Here is an 18,004-nt window from a genome sequence, read left to right on the forward strand (position 1 = left end):
CCTAAACTGATAGAATTATGCAATTTGGAAAAGTAGACGATCCGGAAAAAATTGATTTCACCTTGCCACCAGATCATAAGGATACAAAGAGAGTTTTAAACAAGAATTCTACTTCGGATAAACCTGAGCTTTATGTAGGTTGTGCAAAATGGAATAAACAGGATCTGAAGAATTTTTATCCCAAAGGAACTAAAGACGAACTTAAATACTATTCCAGTCAGTTCAATTCCATAGAATTAAATGCTACTTATTACAGATTATTTCCTAAAGAACAATTTGACAAGTGGTATGAGAAAGTACCAGATTCATTTCGTTTTTTTCCTAAAATTACTCGGAATATAAGTCATAGTAAACGACTTATCGATTCTGCCTCGTTGATCCCTGAATATCTCGATCACGCATTGTTATTAAAAGAAAAACTGGGGTGTATATTTTTACAGATGCATAATTCTTTTCAGCCTAAAAACTGGGATCGTGTTGTTGAATTTGTAGATGTTTGGCCTTCTGAGGTTCCATTAGCTATAGAATTTAGACATACAGATTGGTTTTCTGACAAAACCAACTCAGAAAAACTCTATAAATTTTTAGAAGATAATACTATTGCAAATGTACTTGTAGACACAGCGGGGAGAAGAGACATTATGCATATGCGCATGACAAACTCTGAAGCTTTTATTCGATTTGTAGGAGCAAATCATCCTAGTGATTATGATAGATTGGACGATTGGGTTGATCGCTTAGAACTATGGATTTCTCAGGGAATAAAAAAGATAGACTTTTTCATACATCAAAATATTGAAGAAGAATCGCCACTTCTTGCTACTCACTTTATAAAGAAAATGAATGATAGATTAGGTTTTGATCTACATATACCGGGTAAAGACTCTAATAATCCAACTCTAGATTTATGAATAAATTAATTATAGTTGCGGGTGTATCTGGTTCTGGTAAAACAACCATAGGTATGCAACTGAGTAAAAAACTAGATATACCATTTGAAGATGCAGATGATTATCACCCACAGGCCAATGTAGAAAAAATGCAAAACGGAAGCCCTCTCAATGATAATGACCGTAAGCCGTGGTTACAAAATCTGGAAAAAAAACTACAAGAATGGAATAAAGATAAGGGTGTGGTACTCGCTTGTTCTGCACTGAAAGAATCTTATAGAGAAATTTTAGAACAGCATGAAGATATTATATGGGTGTTTCTCGATGGCAGTTTTGAGCTTCTAAAGTCACGTTTAGATAATAGAAAGGGACATTATTTTAGTTCTAAACTGTTGCAATCTCAATTAGATACATTAGAAATACCAGATTATGGTATTCACGTTTCTGTAAATCAAACTATTGAAGCTATTGTTGAGGAAATTAGTTCTAAAATTAATTCGTAAATGGATTATCAGTTATTATTTGCGGTAATTACAGGTGTGGTTTTATTGCTCATTCTTATTTTGAGATTGAAGCTTCAAGCCTTTCTCGCCTTACTCATTGTTTGTGTTTTTGTAGGTGCCTTCAGCGGTCTTGCTCCAGGAATTATTTTGGACGCAATCACAAAGGGAATGGGAGGTACGCTAGGTTTTGTAGCTACGGTTGTGGGCTTAGGATCTTTATTCGGTGCGGTTTTAGAACATTCTGGGGGAGCAAAACAAATTGCTCATTATTTAATCAATAAATTTGGTATAAAGAAGGCGCCTTGGTCAATTATGCTTACTGGATTTCTAGTAGCCATACCTGTCTTTTTTGATGTCGCGTTTATTATTTTAATACCGCTTATATATGCACTTCAGCGAAAAACGAAACGTTCTCTTCTTCTGTACGCATTACCATTATTAAGTGGTCTGGCTGTAACACATGCATTTATTCCGCCTACTCCGGGGCCTATAGCCGTAGCAGACATATTGAATGCTAATTTAGGTTGGGTTATTGTTTTCGGATTTATTACTGGGATACCTACAGCAGCTGTTGCAGGTCCTTTCTTTGCAAAATTTATTTCTAAGAGAATTCATATAGATGCTCCATATGAATCTTTAGAAGATGATGAAGCACAATTAAATTTGCCACCCACAGGACTTATCTTATCAATTATATTCCTTCCTATAGCATTAATTGTAATTAATACAATACTCAATAGTCCGTTAGCTGACAATTGGAATCTTCCATCAAATTTAATTTATGTAACTGAATTGTTGGGGCATCCATTTACCGCATTAATTCTTGCTAACTTAATTGCCTGGTATTTCTTAGGCATCCGTAGAAATGTAAGTAAAGAAGAGCTGTTGTCGATTTCCACAAAAGCACTTTATCCGGCAGGAGTGATTATTTTATTAACAGGTGCTGGTGGTGCATTTAAACAAATATTAATTGATACCGGTGCCGGACTTATGATCGCCGAGTCGCTAACAAGTGATTACTTTCCACCGGTTGTTTTTGGGTTTATAATAGCGGCTATAGTTCGCATAATGCAAGGTTCGTCTACAGTAGCAATGATTACTGCTGCAGGTATAACTGCTCCGCTTTTAGGAGTTTCAGATTATAGTGAAATGCAATTGGCGGTATTGGTGATTGCCATTGCAGCTGGGGCATCTGTATTCTCTCATGTAAATGACAGTGGCTTTTGGTTAGTTAAACAATACCTCGGTCTTACAGAAAAACAGACTTTTAAAACCTGGTCTATTTTAACTACATTAATAGCATTTACGGGACTTATCGTTTCAACTATATTGTGGTATTTGGTTTAGAATCGGAATCTGAAGGAGTATCTTTTTGTCTTAAAACTGAAGTATCGAGGTGTGAATTTTCTATACGCAGCGGCGAATCTTTTGCAGCTCCATAGAGTTTAATTTCCTGAATATCTGCGGGCATATAATAACCATTTTGCTCTAATGCTTCTTTTACATTGCGCACTACGTTACCCTTTGTAATAAGTGCCATACGTCTAAAATCTTTAGTATCAACCCAGAAAAAAACTTTAAGATTTACTGTACTTGTTGCAAGTTCATCTTCAATCACAAAATTCTCGTGATTTAAGTCTTCAATTACATTCGGTTCTTTACGTAGTGTTTCTAAAATCACTTGTTTTGCACCATCTATGTTATCTTCATAGGCAATGCCGATTATAAAACTCCACCTGAAGAATCCATCTTCGGTATAATTTGTTACCGGTGTAGTTAAAACATCGCTATTAGGAATATAAACATCTTTACCATCAAAGGTTTTCAGTTTAGTATATCTAAATTCAAGCGCTTTCACTTTCCCAAAATTATTACCTATTTCAACAGTATCTTCAACATTAAAAGGCCTGTTAAATGCTAAGATAATTCCCGCTATAAAATTTTCTCCGATATCTTTAAATGCAAATCCAAGTATGACTGCACTTGCTCCGGCAGCTGTCAAAATTCCTGTTGCGATTCCACCTAAACCGGCAGCTTGTAGTGCCAGCATTACCGAGATTATAAAAAAAGTAATTTTTATAGCTTTTCCGAGAAATTTACTCATCAATGGGTCTGCGGTTCTTGCAAAAATGCGCAATCGGGCAAAATTTCCAATTGAGGCACCTAATAATAGACCCAAAACGATGATTAAAACTCCCCAAACAATACCTGGAAGCTTATCCAGAAAATTGATATAATAGTTGGTAAACACATCAGAAATTGTTTTTGCATCCTGAAGTAACGGTAAATACATAGTGATGTGTGTTTTGATTATTAATGCGTTTTTCTAGTATCCTTTTGTTTAGCTTCTTTTTGAATAATATCTAAAGCTCGTTTTAATTGGTCCTCTGATGGCGGTTTGGGCATTTGTTCTGAAGCCCCATTCATTTCTAAGTTGAGTTTTGCATAAGATGGAAAGTGGTCAGAATTTACATCTTGTCCACGTTCTACATTCAATACTCTAAAATGTTCAGAAACAAATATATGATCTAGCGGCCATCTCATAATTTCACTCTTAGCACTAAATGTATTAAATAAACCCCTTCCTATACGAAGATCAAGTAATTCACTTACCGCTTTAAATAATCGCGTAGTTTCAGACCAAGCAACATCGTTAAAATCACCTATTACCAGTACAGGTAATTTTGAATCTCTACTTTTAAATGCAGTTTTCATCATTTCTGCGTCCCTATCGGTAGACATTGGGTTGTGTTGTGGCATTGGAGGAGTAGGATGAATAGCAAATATCTGAATAGTATCTTTAGATTTTAATACCAACTTACTGTCGATAGAGGGGATGCTATCATCTATTAAATAATGTACTTCCGGCTTTATTAGCGGAAGTTTTGAATACAATAGCATTCCATAGGTGTTATTTAAAGCTACACCTTTATAGTAAGGATAATTTTTAGCTAATACCGGGTCAACAGTTGTTTTCCATTTTGAATCTGCTTCCAGTAACAATAAAACATCAGGATTTGTACGAGATACTTCTTCTAGTAAATCATTTTTCTCTTTGTTATCCTGCAACACATTGCTTACTAAAACACTTATATTTTTTGATGTATCCAGTTCTACACTATCCAAAACTTCATAAGATGCTATGGGAGTATATGGATAAATTTTTGAAAGCTGATATAAAAAACATGCAAGCATTGCGCTCATAAAGACATAATCTTTAAGCCATTTTATATCAAATTTCAATAAGTAAGCTAAAATAGCCGTAGCAGTTAGAATGGTTAACTGAGTATGCGGAAAGTCGAAGATTCGAATCCACCAAAAATCTGCAGCAATAAGAGGTATTAAGGTTAGTAAGATAGCAATTGCCCCAAAGATGTGGAGGATATTTTTAAATCTCATTTGTAATAGGTTAGTTGACAGGCAACCTACCTAATTTGCTGGTTTAAATGCGTTAAATAATTGGTAATATCTCGAGACGAAGGTTCTTCAAATATTTCAAGATCAAAATAACGAACAGCGGCAATTATATGGTCAAAAATATCTGCTTGGATATGCTCATAATTCTCCCAACGTTTGTCGTGACTAAAGCAAAAAATTTCTAAAGGTATACCTTGAGAGGTAGGAGCTAGATGCCGAACCATTAAGAATAAATCTTTATTTATTGCAGGGTTTTCATATAGATATGCGTCAATATACTTTCTAAATACACCTAGGTTAGTCTGATTAAGACCGTTAATTGGTAAACTGTCATCAACTTCATGTTTACGATTTGTGCGGATTACTTCGCGTTCCATATGTTCGATATAAGGCGCTACGAGCTGAATCTTTTTCAATTCTATTAAATCTTCGGAAGTAAGAAAGCGTACTGAATTTTGTTTAATATAAACCGAACGTTTTATACGTCTACCACCACTTTCTTGCATCCCTCTCCAGTTCTGAAAAGAATCTGAAATAAGACTATATGTTGGTATAGTCGTATACGTCATATCCCAATTTTGAACACGTACTGTCGCCAGGTTTATCTCGGTTACATTACCATCTGCACCATATTTACTAAACGTAATCCAGTCGCCTATGCGCACAATATCGTTTATAGATACCTGAATGGAGGCTACAAATCCTAGTATTGTGTCCTTAAAAATTAATAAAAGAACTGCTGAAGCTGCTCCTAACTGCAGTACAAAGTTCATAGCATTTTTATCAAACAATTCCAGAATAAAGAAGAATATTCCTATTCCCCATAAGAAGAGCATTGTTACTTGTAGGTAGCTTTGTAAAGGCTTGTCAAAATACTGTTCTTTAGTTTGAAAGTAATTACGTGCAGTCCGTAAGAGACTACGTATAATTTTTAAAATTAAAAGGATTACATAGGTATTAAAGGCTTTTAAAAGCCAGTAAGTAGTTTCTGGATAGTCTTCTAATAATTCTAAAAAAAACCACTTAAATATAACTAACGGAATAATATGGCCAATATATCTTGGGAAGTTGGTGAGTATTAAGAAATCATCAAAAGAACTCTTAGTTTTATTGCTGAAGATCTTGAATACTTCAATTATAAAGCGTTTTAATATTTTATCAAGTAATGTGAGTACAAGTATAAAGACAAAAGCATTTACGAAAATCGTGACCAATTCGGCATAAACAGGGGATATACCAAAGTCTATGATATTTTTTGAAAAGTCACTTAAATACTTATCTAACTTATAAGCCATAATCTAATTTTAAAGAGCAAAAGTAACATTAACTCTTTGGTTTATGTTTATCAATTCATCAACTTTTAAAAATATATAAACAGTGTATATTTCAATTTACAAATACTCTATTCTTAAAATAAAATAGCCCTGACAAAACAGGGCTAATTAAATGTATATGGAGTATTGTAAACTATTTCATATTGATAACTGAAACTTTTTTTGAAAATTCTACATTATCTCTTGTTATAACTTTTACAATATAAATTCCGTCACTCCAGTTACTAGAAGAGATTACAACTTTATTATTGGTTCCTTCATTAATCTTAGAAGCCAATAATCTACCGGTAATATCAAATACAGATATTTCTTTCAGCTCTGTTTCTAATGGATTTAAAACTGTTAATTCTGCTCTGCTATTATTTTGATAAACGGCAAATGATTTTTTTACTTCTTCTACGACTTCTAGTGTAGCAGCATTAAAATCTTTAAAAGTGATTTCATATCTATCTGGATAAACACCCTTAGGTAATGTAAATTCATAAGAATTATCTAATATGTCGTGATATTCATCTGTCACTTTATCGTGTAACCAAATCCCATCATCAGTTATAAAGTTGAGATCTGTAACTTTTATTGCAAATGTGTTATTTTCTTTTTCTCCTTCTACAGATAGCCCTAATCTATTTTCTAAATTATATGGGAAAATATTTATTAAATACGGAAATGTTTCGTTTTCTAATTTGAAATTAATATCACTACTAAGTGCAGAACGATTTTTACCATCACCAGCAGGATCAAAACCCAAAGTTGCATTTTCGTACATAAGTCCTGTTAGAGTTCTTACATATTTTTTATTGACAACGGTTGAAAGTGTGAATTTTGGCATTACTAAAAAACCATTTTCGTTATACGTTAAACCTCCCGCTCTTAAATTTGTCGGTGATTTACTTACAGATATGCTAGTTTTTGATTTTTCATTCTTTGATTTAAAGAGAGGTTTATAAGTGGTATCTGATTCTTTTTCAAAAACTCTGAATTCATTAATAAAAGAAGCTTTGAATAACGTATCTGTTATACCATTTTTGATTTCTTCATCTGTTAAATTTCTACCCAATATAAAGAATCCTTGTCCTATAGGACTTATCTTTCTTTCTATTTCATTGCCAATTGTATCTGTATTTATTGATGGACCACCTTCACGTTCAGTTCCATCTTCATTATACATAATATAAGTTGGTGCTGTATATATTCCTTCTGATGTACAGTCCATTGCTGGTGTAAATGTCCCATAACCTCCTAAATAGTCTGCTAAATAATGTGATTGCACATTCGAATCAGATTCCCAGAAATAGGCTTCTCCGGTAATTGTATGTGTGCCAGTAGATAATGGGGTTGTATAGGTGCCATAACAATTATCGATTTTCTGACCTGAATTGTAAAGCAGAAAAAAGCTTAAATTCATTGCTGATGGGTAAGGGTTCCCTACAAGTGTTCGCTGTTCTGGTTTCACGTCTACTTGAATGAGTCCATTATTTGGACGACCTCTAAAATCTAAAGGTGTACCACCTGTGGGACCTGAATCGGTCGCAGCACCAAATCCTTTCATTGAAAAACCTTCTCCAACTTTTAAAGGATTAGAATTATTGATTTTTACCCAACCAAAATTAGCTCCTAAGTAGCCACTAGTGGCTACATATTTATATAGCCAAGTATTAGATATAGTTAAAGGAGATATAACTCCATCATAAGAATTGGTAAAACCTGCAATACTACTTTCCAGATTATTTTGTCTTTCATAAACCCCACCTCCTCCATTAGCATCGAGATAGAAACTTGCATTACCATTTTCGGTCAAGCTCGGATCGCCCACAGGCGAAGCCCACATATGATAATCCCAAGCATCTCTAGTGTTTTCTTGAAATACAGAAACAACTCCTGTACCTGAGTTTTCTGATGTATCAGAACCTTGAATAAGTTGACCTTCGTTGCGTAAATATAAATTACCTCCGGTTTGATTAGGATTCCCATCCATTCCAATATCTTTAGTTACATATACAATCTCACCTTTATTATACAGATAAGCATCTGCGCCACCTGTAAAAGATTTTATATACAATTGAGCCGAGGCGAAAAATGGAAGTAGTAAAAAGAAAAAATAAGAGTAAAATTTTCCCATAATAGAATATTTTTGTAAAGATATAAAATTTAAGAGATTTGCAATACACTTAAAAGATATTTTGAAGCTTTTAAACGATTGTTTTTTATGATATTATGAAATTAATTTTAAAAATTGGACAACGTATTTCACTTATTGATGATAATTTATCTGGAGTAATTACGAAAATTGAAGAAGAAAGGATTTACTTTCAGACAAATGAAGGTTTTGAAATCTGGACAACAACAAATCAAGTTATTTTAGATCGCGATTTTGAGGTGCAAATTCCTGAAGATTTAAATGACCTTTTAGACGAAAAAGAAAAAGCTTATAGCAAAAGGAAAATTCCTACTAAAAAAGTCAAAGGAGTTGTACCACCAATGGAGGTTGATCTGCATATTCATCATTTAACTTCTTCAGAACGTGGGATGAATGCTCATGATAAACTTAATCTTCAACTAGATACAGCTAGACATAAGTTAGAATTTGCAATTAGAAAAAGGATACAACGCATCGTTTTTATTCATGGAGTAGGAGAGGGAGTATTACGTGCGGAATTAGAATATCTTTTTTCTAGATATGAGAATTTAAAATATTATGATGCAGATTATCAGAAATATGGTTTAGGAGCAACTGAAGTTTTTATTTTTCAGAATTAATTCTATCTTTTAGAACGCAGGAGTTGTCGTTATAGTTTGATCTGGAGCAGTGTACTCGCCAAAAAATAGCGTTTGTTGTCGTATTGTTTCTTCTCCATTATCACTAACAAAAACAGCATTTGAAATATTTATTGTTAGTGTAATATCTTCTAAATAATACGTGTGAATACGATATGTAGTTACTCCATAATCAATACTTACATTATTATTTAAATAATCCTGCCCCACTGAAATATCTGTAGTATCATTATTCGGGTTTAGATCTTTGTCTGCATCCTCATTAATGGTGAGTACACCATCTCCATCATCATCATTATCTATAAAGTTAGGTCTACCATCACCATCTGTATCTAAAGATTCTTCATAATTTATAGAGCCATCTGTATTTAAAACAATTCCCTCTTGATTTGTAGGCACATTATCCCCGTCGTCATCAAAATCATAGATATTAGGAATTCCGTCTCCATCAAGGTCTTCAGTTAAATTCCCATCAGCATCTTCTAGTAGGATTTCATACTCCGAATCAATACCGTCTCTGTCATTATAATCACCTTCAGTAACAATGGTAAGGCTTCCTTCATCACTAATATATTCTTGATTTACAGCAGGAGAGGCAGGAGGAATTTTTGAACAAAAATAATCTGAGTCCACAGTTTCATTATATATTCGGTATGAAATAAATGAATCTGCACTATTTCCTAAATTGTAGGTATATGCTCCAGTAGTACTTGGAGCTTCTAAAATAGGATCGCTTGTACTTAAAGTAAAGGCTAGCGATTCATTTGTTTCACTATTTATTTTGTAAAATATATAATTTGTGATTGTGGTATCATCACTATCAATATTTACTGTACTACAATAATTTATATCTAAATCTGTAAAATCAAAAGATGTTATAATTAAGTCTCCATCATCACAGGACTCCATAACTATCACAGTAAAAAATAAATATAGAAACTTCTTCATAGCACAATAACTTTAGCGCAAAAATAGGAGAATTGCACATTACTAACGGTTGAAGGTTGTAAATAATTTTATTGTAGTTAATTTTGCAAACTTTAAATACTAAGTATGACTCAAGTTTATTTTGACAATGCTGCTACAACAGCGATACGCCCAGAAGTAATTACCAGAATGATGGAGGTAATGCAGGATATACCGGGAAACCCATCATCGACTCATGCGGTGGGGCGCAAGGCAAAAACTGTCATTGAGCAGGCTCGTAAGACAATAGCTTCCTATCTAAATGCTACACCTGCAGAAATCATATTTACATCTGGCGGTACAGAGGCAGATAATTTAATTATAAATAGTGCTGTTAGAGATCTGGGAGTTCGTCATATCATAACAAGTCCTATTGAACATCACGCAGTTCTTCATGTCGTAGAGCATTTGCAAAGCAATTATGATGTTCAAATTTCTATGGTTGCTATAAAAGAATGTGGCAGCGTAGATTTAGATAATCTGCAGACTTTGCTTGAATCGTCTTCAGAAAAAACACTTATAAGTTTAATGCATATTAACAATGAGATTGGAAATATGCTCGATCTCGAAGTTGTTTGTACCCTTGCTAAAAATCACAATGCATTATTTCATAGTGATATGGTGCAATCTGTAGGTCATTTTGATATCAATCTTTCTGAGCTTCCGATTGATTTTATTGCTGCTGCAGCACATAAATTTCACGGTCCTAAAGGAATAGGTTTTGCATTTATTCGTAAGAATAGTAAAATTCGCCCACTTATATTTGGCGGTGGTCAAGAGCGTGGTAGTAGAGCTGGTACAGAACCCGTACATAATATAGCTGGTATGGAAACTGCACTTACTCTTGCTCAAGAAAATATGATAGCAGAGCGAAAGCATATCGAGGAAATTAAATGGTATTTTAAAGAACAGCTAGAAAATAAAATTCCCGGTGTTCATTTTAATGGAAATTGCCACGATGGGACCAAAAGTACCTATACGTTATTAAATGTGTGTTTACCGGTTTCATCAGATAAGGCACTTATGCTTTTATTTCAACTCGATTTAAAAGGTATTGCTTGTTCAAAAGGAAGCGCGTGCCAGAGTGGAAGTGATCAAGGAAGTCATGTACTTAATGCCTTTTTAGCAAAAGATAAATTAGATAAGCCTTCTGTACGATTTTCTTTTTCTCACGAAAACACTAAGGAAGAAGTGGATTATGTTGTAGACACTTTGAAACAATTTATGTCTTAATTAAAATTTTGTTTTTAAGCTAATATTAAATACCCGCGGAGTTAAATAATTAGGCACTGCATATTGTTGCTGTGTTGCTGCATCTCTAACAAAAGTATTTGTAATACTATTTTGACGATCAAAAAGATTATAGATTTCAAGACCTACATTGAGTTCTTTAAATAAACTTGCCTCACTTTTTAATAGTGAATAGGAAAAACCGGTATCTGCTCTAAAATAAAAAGGTAATTGTGATTGATAATCATAAGTATCAACATAGCTGGGAGAACCACCAGGCAAGCCGCTTTGATAAAGCAAATTGATATATAACTTCAATGCAGGAATGCTAGGTACATAATCTTGAAATAAAAGACCAAACTTAAACAGCTGGTCTGTAGGTCTTGATTTGTATCCGCGGTTATTAATATTTTCTTCTGTTTTTAATATTCCGATACTTATCCAACTATTGGTACCTGGCACAAACTCTCCTGTAAGCCTTAAATCTGCTCCATATGCATAGGCTTCAGAATCATTAGACGCACGATAGCGAATCCTTACATTTTCTAATGTATATGCGTTCACATCAAATAAATCTTTATAATAAGCGTCACTTGTAAGTTTGAATGGTCTGTCCCAAATGTCAAAACTCCACTCATTTGATACTATAAAATGAAAACTTTTTTGTGCTTTGACATCAGGAATTACAGCACCAGAATTATCGCGTAATTCTCGATATGATGGTGGTTGTTGATACATTCCTGTGGCGACTCTAAATACCATATCATTTTTCCAATCTGGTTTGAGACTTACTTGAGCTCTTGGACTTATTATATGTTGCGTAGCAGTCTCGTCAATGGTGTGAACTTGCCAAAATTGCGAACGTAATCCTATATTATACCAAGCTTTCACATTTCTAAATTGAAAACGTTGGCTGTATTGTAAATAGGCCGAAAATCGGTCAATATTGATATCGTTGTATGCCTCAATAGTATTAAAAGCTTCTAAAGGCGCTTCATACGGTGTATAAGGTTGTTCATTTTTAAATTGATCCAGTGGAGGTCGTACAGAAAATCCAGCTGAATCAATAATTTCGTATTCCTGAAGGCGGTCTCTTACAGACTCATTTGTATATTTCAGCCCCCATTCGAGCAATTTTGAATTATTTACATATTGCCCTTTAATTTGAAAGTTTAAAAAAAGAGCGTCGAGATTATTTCGTGCGTGGGTAAGTTGTGATCCTATTGCCTCTGTAAATTCTACGTTTCCGGCATTTATATCTCCTATATTAGAATCAGGTGTACCTAGAGCATATTGCGCATAAATATCAAAGTGTTCCTGTTCAAGTGTATGATATGCAGAGCCCGTTATTTTAAAATTTAATTTTTCAGAAGGTTTATAAGAAGCTGATAATGCGCTAAAGTAGGTCTCATACTTATCAGATTCTTGTCCTTGATAATTAACTACTAGCGCAATGGGATTGTCGAGCGTTCCAAAATTTGTTTGTCTTGTGAGCGGTTTGTAATCATAGGTATTAACCGCAACATTTCCTAAAAAGTCTACTTGTAGTTTCGGGTTAATTTGATAAGTAAGGTAGGTTTGTATATCGGTAAATTGAGGCTTGTAGTTGGTTTCAGTTTGTTTAGCATCAACAAGAAGGCTGTTGTTTCTGTATCTAATTCCAGTTAGATTAGTGAATCTTTTATTTTTACTAATACCTTCAGCTGATAATTGAACTCCCAGTAAACTAAAATCTGCTGTTGCTGCAAAATCTACAGGCCTTCGATACGTAATATCTAAAACAGAAGATAACTTATCACCATATTTTGCCTGAAACCCCCCAGCACTAAAATCTATTTTTTGAATTAAATCACTATTTACAATGCTAAGTCCTTCTTGCTGTCCAGAGCGTACTAAGAAGGGTCGATAAACTTCTATTCCGTTGATGTAAACCAAATTCTCATCGTAATTTCCGCCACGAACTGCATATTGCGTACTTAGCTCATTATTACTGTTTACACCCGGCAACGTCTTTAAAATACTTTCTACACCAGCATTTGCCGCTGGAATTTTACGTACGAGTTGCGGACTTAAACTTAAAATTGAGTTGTTTTGATTTTCTGAAGAAATAGTAACTGTACTTATTTGCTCTCGATTCTGGCTCAAAATTGGGTTAAATTCTAAGCGCTCACCGGGATTTAATAAAATAGGGATGCTTATTCTTCTAAAGCCAACAAATGAGAAAATAAGTGTTACCTCTTTATCTGCCGGAAGTGTTAATTGGTAATAGCCGGACTCATCTGCGAGCGTACCGCCACCTTCATATCTAATGGTTACACCCGCTAATGGGGTATTATCTTCGTTAAATACAATTCCATTTACTGTAGCCTGCTGAGCATTAAGGTTCAGCAAACTACCAGAATAAACCAGAAAAGCTATAAAATATAGTATTTTCAAGAAGCTATTTTCTAAAGAAAGTGGTTTTAAAAGTACTACTATTTCCTACATTATCGGTTACAATGAGTTGTAAGGTGTTTTCTCCGGAAACACTTATGCCATCATCAAAATTGTATGTAAGCAAGTTTTTCTTGTATTCATATTCAAATAAAATAAACTTACCATTCAAGGTTCCCCGATAGCTTTTAATTCCGGTATCTTGATCTGAAATTTTAAATTGTAAGGTTTTATAATCAGAAATCCATTTACCCTCTTTAAGATCAACAGCTTCAATTCTTGGCGGTTTTGTGTCAAGACCTAACTTAAAATCACCAAGTGCATTAACGCTTGCAGAAATATAATCTCCTTCAAGAGTGGCTCCCTCATAACGTAATAATCCTCTATAATTAACTCTGCCTATATAGAGACGCTCTCTATCAGCTGGTTGAAATGCAGACACATTATAGCTGAGTTTAATATACTTCTGTACAGGAATTACATCCTTATCCAGATGAAGCGCGTCTGTATTTGCTGTGATGTCCAGATAATAATCATCATAAAATGCTCCATCAGGTATAAAAAGTTTCCAATCCCCCACATTAAAATTTTGATTTGCGTCAGCCTGAACAAAAAATGGTGTTGTTCTTTTATCTAAAGGAGATAGTATAGGTTCTTTGATTATTTCAATAGGAATTACAAGAACGGATGCGTTTCCTTTAAAATCAGAAATTTTTATTGTGTAAATGGCAGTTGTGTTCTCCTGAGCTAGATTAAGAATCCCTTTATTCTTTTCATATTTAAAAATACTTAACGGGTTATTGCGTTCAATAAAAAGTTTTTGAACCCGCACTCTATTATCTTCATATAAGGCATAATCAATCATTCTATTGATATAGCGGGTTTCAGCAAAAGAAAATTTATCCATTTCCAAATCTAAAAGCGTTTCACCATTTAGATTTGTTTCAATTTTATATATCCCGTTATTATTATTAGCTCCATCTTGCATATCTACGGTTCCTATGGCAAAGCCTATTTCGCCAAAAGCTTTCACTTTTTCACTTAAGAAAGTACCATCAGGTTGCTTAGAGAAACTTATTTTTTGTCGCTGTTGGGTCTGATTTACCGTGCTGCTATCTGAATGGCTGTAGGCATAAAGATCATTAACTATTGGGTCCCGATGATCTGGCACCTCGATACCGAATAGTTGCGCATTCATAGGGCGTTCGTTTTTGTCTCTTATTTCAAAATGAACGTGAGGTCCGCCGCTTCCTCCAGTATTTCCGCTATAAGCCACCAGTTCACCTTGTGAGACAACTAATTCATCGGGATTAGGAAAAAGCTCAATTTCATAGCTTTCAGCCTCATATTGTTTGCTTTTGACAAAAGCCTCAAGTTCTGGAGAGAATTTATCGAGATGACCATATACTGTTGTATACCCATTAGGATGATTTATATATAAAGCTTTTCCGTAGCCATAATGAGAAACTTTTATACGGCTCACATATCCCGAAGCACTTGCGATAACTTCAAGACCGGTGCGCTGCTGAGTTTTTATATCTAGTCCGCTATGAAAATGATTACTACGAAGCTCACCAAAACTCCCGGCTAAAACCGTTGTTATTTTTAGAGGTGGTATAAAATCATTTTTAGGAATATCTGCTTGCCCGTGTACTAGTAGCGTACAAAAGGAGAAAATTGTGAATAGCGCTTTTTTCATAGATCGGCTAAGATAATTAATTGGATTTAGATTTTCTAAACGGGATATTATTATGTGTTATTAAAATAATCACAACTAGTTTTCATCAGAATATTATAGCATTAGAACACTTAAAATTTTTAAAATAACTTAAAGCTTAAAGTATTTGATAGTTAATAGGGTAAGGCTTAAATTATTGACTCTTTATACTAACATGTTTAAAAATAAAATAGAATGTATTGTAATATTAGCCATCGAATGTTAACTTTGTGTGACTAAGCATTGTTAAAATAAGGTTATGAGTGAACTGTTGGAGCGTGTAGATGCGTTGCAAAATGTAATTAGCAAATTAGTGCATCGTTATCAGAAACTTCAACGTGAGAATGAGGTCTTACAAACCGCCAATCATAATTTGAAGCAAGAGCAGGAGGAGCTGTTAACTTTAGTATCTAATTGGGAAGCTAAATACAGCACTCTTAAAACGGCAAATGCAATGCTGGGCAGTAATGAATATAAACGGGAAACCAAGCTAAAAATAAATACTATGATGCGTGAGATTGATGCTTGTATAGCTCAATTAGCAGATTAGTTAAGAATATGTCTGATCATCTAAAAATAAAATTATCTATTGCAGATCGGGTATATCCTTTAACCATAAACCCTCAGCAGGAAGAAGGATTGCGTAAAGCAGCGAAAGAGATTGAGGAAATGATTAAAAAGTTTGAGCAAAGTTATGCCGTTAGAGATAAACAAGATGTACTAGCCATGTGTGCTTTACAGTTTGCATCTAAAACAATACAAAGGGATATCGAGGGAAGTGGTGAAAATACCGAAGCCATTCAACAATTAAAAAACCTTGAATTATTGGTTAAAAGCCAATTATCCTAACGTTCTTTAAAATAGAAATTTACTGCCTACATTGGTTATTATTTTTTGGTAAACTCAACACTATATTCTTTAAAAAGGATGAGTCTGAGTTGTAAAAGCGCGCCGTCTTTGAACGGATTCTTGATCAGCTCGTTAGTCCTATGATTTATTTAAGGAGTTTACACAAAACCCGACCAATGTAGGCTTTTTTTATATATACACTAACTAAATGGGAAATACTGTACTTATAATCGTAGGCGTCATCTTAATCGCTGGCACACTAGGATTTTTACTGGCAAAACTGCTGGAAAAGAATAACGCATCGCAAATTGTGAGCAATGCAAAAAAAGAAGCCTCTAATATCCTCAAGGAAGCTAAAAGTGAAGGAGAGTCTATAAAAAAAGACAAAATCTTACAGGCTAAAGAGAAATTTATTGAATTAAAATCTGAACATGAGAAAGTAATACTTTCCCGAGATAAGAAAATTAATGATGCAGAAAAGCGCACAAGGGACAAAGAGTCTCAAGTGAGCAGTGAGATCGCCAAAAATAAAAAGTTAAATAAGGAGATCGAAGAAAAAGTAAAAGATTACGAGGAACGTCTAGAATATGTAGAAAAGCGTCAGGTAGAAATAGATAAAATGCATTTTAGCAAGGTGCAGCAATTAGAAGTAATTTCTGGTTTATCTGCAGATGAAGCGCGTCAACAGCTTGTAGAGTCTTTAAAAGATCAAGCAAAGAGTGATGCAATGGCATACATTCAAAATGCTATGGAAGAAGCTAAGCTTACTGCAGAGCAGGATGCTAAAAAAGTTATTATTAATACGATACAACGTATAGGTACAGAAGAGGCAGTAGAAAACTGTGTTTCTGTATTTAACTTAGAAAGTGATGATGTTAAGGGACGTATTATAGGTCGTGAGGGTCGTAATATTAGAGCAATAGAGGCAGCTACCGGTGTTGAAATAATTGTAGATGATACTCCGGAAGCAATAATTTTATCGTGCTTCGATAGTGTGAGAAGAGAAATAGCACGTCTTTCTTTACATAAATTAGTTACTGATGGCCGTATACACCCCGCTCGAATTGAAGAAGTAGTTCAAAAAACTACGAAGCAAATAGAACAGGAAATTGTAGATATAGGAAAACGTACGGTGATAGATTTAGGTATTCACGGACTCCATCCAGAACTTATTAAAGCTGTAGGACGTATGAAATATCGTTCATCTTACGGTCAAAATTTATTGCAGCACAGTAGAGAAGTAGCAAAACTTTGTGCAACAATGGCTGCAGAATTAGGTGTGAACCCTAAACTTGCTAAACGTGCAGGTCTGTTACATGACATAGGTAAGGTACCAGATACAGAGAGTGAACTTCCTCACGCACTTTTAGGAATGGAGTGGGCAGAAAAATATGGAGAAAAACCAGATGTATGTAATGCAATAGGTGCTCACCACGACGAGATAGAAATGAAAACACTTCTAGCACCTATCGTACAGGTTTGTGATGCAATTAGCGGTGCACGTCCAGGAGCTAGACGACAAGTTCTAGATTCTTATATACAGCGTCTTAAAGATCTTGAAGATATTGCTTTTGGATTTCAAGGTGTTAAAAAGGCTTACGCAATACAAGCGGGTAGAGAGCTACGCGTAATTGTTGAGAGTGATAAAGTTAATGACGAGAAAGCTTCATCGTTATCATTTGAAATTTCTCAAAAAATTCAAACGGATATGACATATCCAGGTCAAGTAAAAATTACTGTCATTCGTGAGACACGGGCTGTAAACATTGCCAAGTAAATAATAACTATTATAAAAGACAAAAGCCGGTTTAATACCAGCTTTTGTCTTTTATAATGAACTCTATATAATATAAAAAAATCAGGAGCTATGCTCCTGATTTTTTTATGCTC

Annotated in this window: 15 protein-coding genes and 1 other RNA gene; 9 read left to right on the forward strand and 7 right to left on the reverse strand. The window is 34.3% G+C overall.

What is annotated here, in order from left to right:
• The first annotated feature begins 17 nt into the window (after nt 1-17).
• The 3 genes from ABVM53_RS13875 to ABVM53_RS13885 are packed head-to-tail and all read left to right on the forward strand — an operon-like array spanning nt 18 to nt 2,740.
• Complete coding sequence (locus ABVM53_RS13875) at nt 18-911, forward strand: DUF72 domain-containing protein (RefSeq protein ID WP_405327176.1); 894 nt, start codon at nt 18-20, stop codon at nt 909-911.
• Complete coding sequence (locus ABVM53_RS13880) at nt 908-1,393, forward strand: gluconokinase (RefSeq protein WP_371456454.1); 486 nt, start codon at nt 908-910, stop codon at nt 1,391-1,393. Before ABVM53_RS13875 ends, ABVM53_RS13880 begins: the two co-directional genes overlap by 4 nt.
• Nucleotides 1,394-2,740 carry a GntP family permease gene (locus ABVM53_RS13885; RefSeq protein WP_405327179.1) on the forward strand — a complete coding sequence of 449 codons (1,347 nt, stop codon included), beginning with the start codon at nt 1,394-1,396 and terminating at the stop codon, nt 2,738-2,740.
• Here the strand turns inward: ABVM53_RS13885 and ABVM53_RS13890 are convergent.
• The 4 genes from ABVM53_RS13890 to ABVM53_RS13905 all read right to left on the reverse strand — a co-directional run bounded on the left by ABVM53_RS13890 (nt 2,718) and on the right by ABVM53_RS13905 (nt 8,263).
• Nucleotides 2,718-3,686, reverse strand: a complete 969-nt coding sequence (locus ABVM53_RS13890) for a mechanosensitive ion channel family protein (protein WP_405327182.1) — start codon at nt 3,684-3,686, stop codon at nt 2,718-2,720. The genes ABVM53_RS13885 and ABVM53_RS13890 overlap by 23 nt on opposite strands.
• A 20-nt stretch (nt 3,687-3,706) precedes the next feature.
• Complete coding sequence (locus tag ABVM53_RS13895) at nt 3,707-4,792, reverse strand: endonuclease/exonuclease/phosphatase family protein (RefSeq protein ID WP_405327184.1); 1,086 nt, start codon at nt 4,790-4,792, stop codon at nt 3,707-3,709.
• 26 nt (nt 4,793-4,818) lie between these two features.
• Nucleotides 4,819-6,105: a mechanosensitive ion channel family protein gene (locus ABVM53_RS13900; RefSeq protein WP_128757067.1), complete on the reverse strand. Its 1,287-nt coding sequence runs from the start codon at nt 6,103-6,105 to the stop codon at nt 4,819-4,821.
• A 172-nt stretch (nt 6,106-6,277) separates the two neighbouring features.
• Entirely contained in the window at nt 6,278-8,263 is a 1,986-nt protein-coding gene (locus tag ABVM53_RS13905) for a T9SS sorting signal type C domain-containing protein (RefSeq protein WP_405327188.1), read from the reverse strand.
• A 95-nt stretch (nt 8,264-8,358) separates the two neighbouring features.
• Here ABVM53_RS13905 and ABVM53_RS13910 point away from each other — a divergent pair, with 95 nt between their 5' ends.
• Entirely contained in the window at nt 8,359-8,901 is a 543-nt protein-coding gene (locus tag ABVM53_RS13910) for a Smr/MutS family protein (RefSeq protein WP_405327191.1), read from the forward strand.
• A 9-nt stretch (nt 8,902-8,910) separates the two neighbouring features.
• Here the strand turns inward: ABVM53_RS13910 and ABVM53_RS13915 are convergent, their stop codons facing one another.
• The gene (locus tag ABVM53_RS13915; RefSeq protein WP_405327194.1) at nt 8,911-9,867 is read right to left on the reverse strand and encodes a hypothetical protein; all 957 of its coding nucleotides are present in this window, start codon (nt 9,865-9,867) and stop codon (nt 8,911-8,913) included.
• 105 nt (nt 9,868-9,972) lie between these two features.
• Between ABVM53_RS13915 and ABVM53_RS13920 the strand changes: the two genes are divergently transcribed.
• Nucleotides 9,973-11,118 (forward strand): cysteine desulfurase family protein, encoded by a 1,146-nt coding sequence (locus tag ABVM53_RS13920; RefSeq protein WP_405327197.1) that lies wholly within the window; start codon nt 9,973-9,975, stop codon nt 11,116-11,118.
• Here the strand turns inward: ABVM53_RS13920 and ABVM53_RS13925 are convergent, their stop codons facing one another.
• Together ABVM53_RS13925 and ABVM53_RS13930 are read right to left on the reverse strand one after the other, a co-directional pair.
• The gene (locus tag ABVM53_RS13925; RefSeq protein ID WP_405330873.1) at nt 11,119-13,545 is read right to left on the reverse strand and encodes a TonB-dependent receptor; all 2,427 of its coding nucleotides are present in this window, start codon (nt 13,543-13,545) and stop codon (nt 11,119-11,121) included.
• Nucleotides 13,546-13,555: 10 nt separating this feature from the next.
• Nucleotides 13,556-15,247 carry a M23 family metallopeptidase gene (locus ABVM53_RS13930; RefSeq protein ID WP_405327200.1) on the reverse strand — a complete coding sequence of 564 codons (1,692 nt, stop codon included), beginning with the start codon at nt 15,245-15,247 and terminating at the stop codon, nt 13,556-13,558.
• Between the two features lie 277 nt (nt 15,248-15,524).
• On the opposite strand from ABVM53_RS13930, the gene ABVM53_RS13935 reads away from it, so the two are divergent.
• The 4 genes from ABVM53_RS13935 (at nt 15,525) to rny (ending at nt 17,891) form a co-directional block, all read left to right on the forward strand.
• Complete coding sequence (locus ABVM53_RS13935; RefSeq protein ID WP_128757060.1) at nt 15,525-15,815, forward strand: hypothetical protein; 291 nt, start codon at nt 15,525-15,527, stop codon at nt 15,813-15,815.
• An 8-nt stretch (nt 15,816-15,823) separates the two neighbouring features.
• Nucleotides 15,824-16,114: a cell division protein ZapA gene (locus tag ABVM53_RS13940; RefSeq protein WP_128757059.1), complete on the forward strand. Its 291-nt coding sequence runs from the start codon at nt 15,824-15,826 to the stop codon at nt 16,112-16,114.
• A gap of 52 nt (nt 16,115-16,166) precedes the next feature.
• Nucleotides 16,167-16,274: non-coding RNA, 6S RNA (ssrS, locus tag ABVM53_RS13945), on the forward strand.
• A 48-nt stretch (nt 16,275-16,322) separates the two neighbouring features.
• Nucleotides 16,323-17,891 (forward strand): ribonuclease Y, encoded by a 1,569-nt coding sequence (gene rny, locus ABVM53_RS13950; RefSeq protein ID WP_128757058.1) that lies wholly within the window; start codon nt 16,323-16,325, stop codon nt 17,889-17,891.
• Nucleotides 17,892-18,004: the final 113 nt, after the last annotated feature.

It is taken from the genome of Leeuwenhoekiella sp. LLG6367-2.1, assembly GCF_045055775.1.
GTDB classification, from domain to species: domain Bacteria; phylum Bacteroidota; class Bacteroidia; order Flavobacteriales; family Flavobacteriaceae; genus Leeuwenhoekiella; species Leeuwenhoekiella aequorea.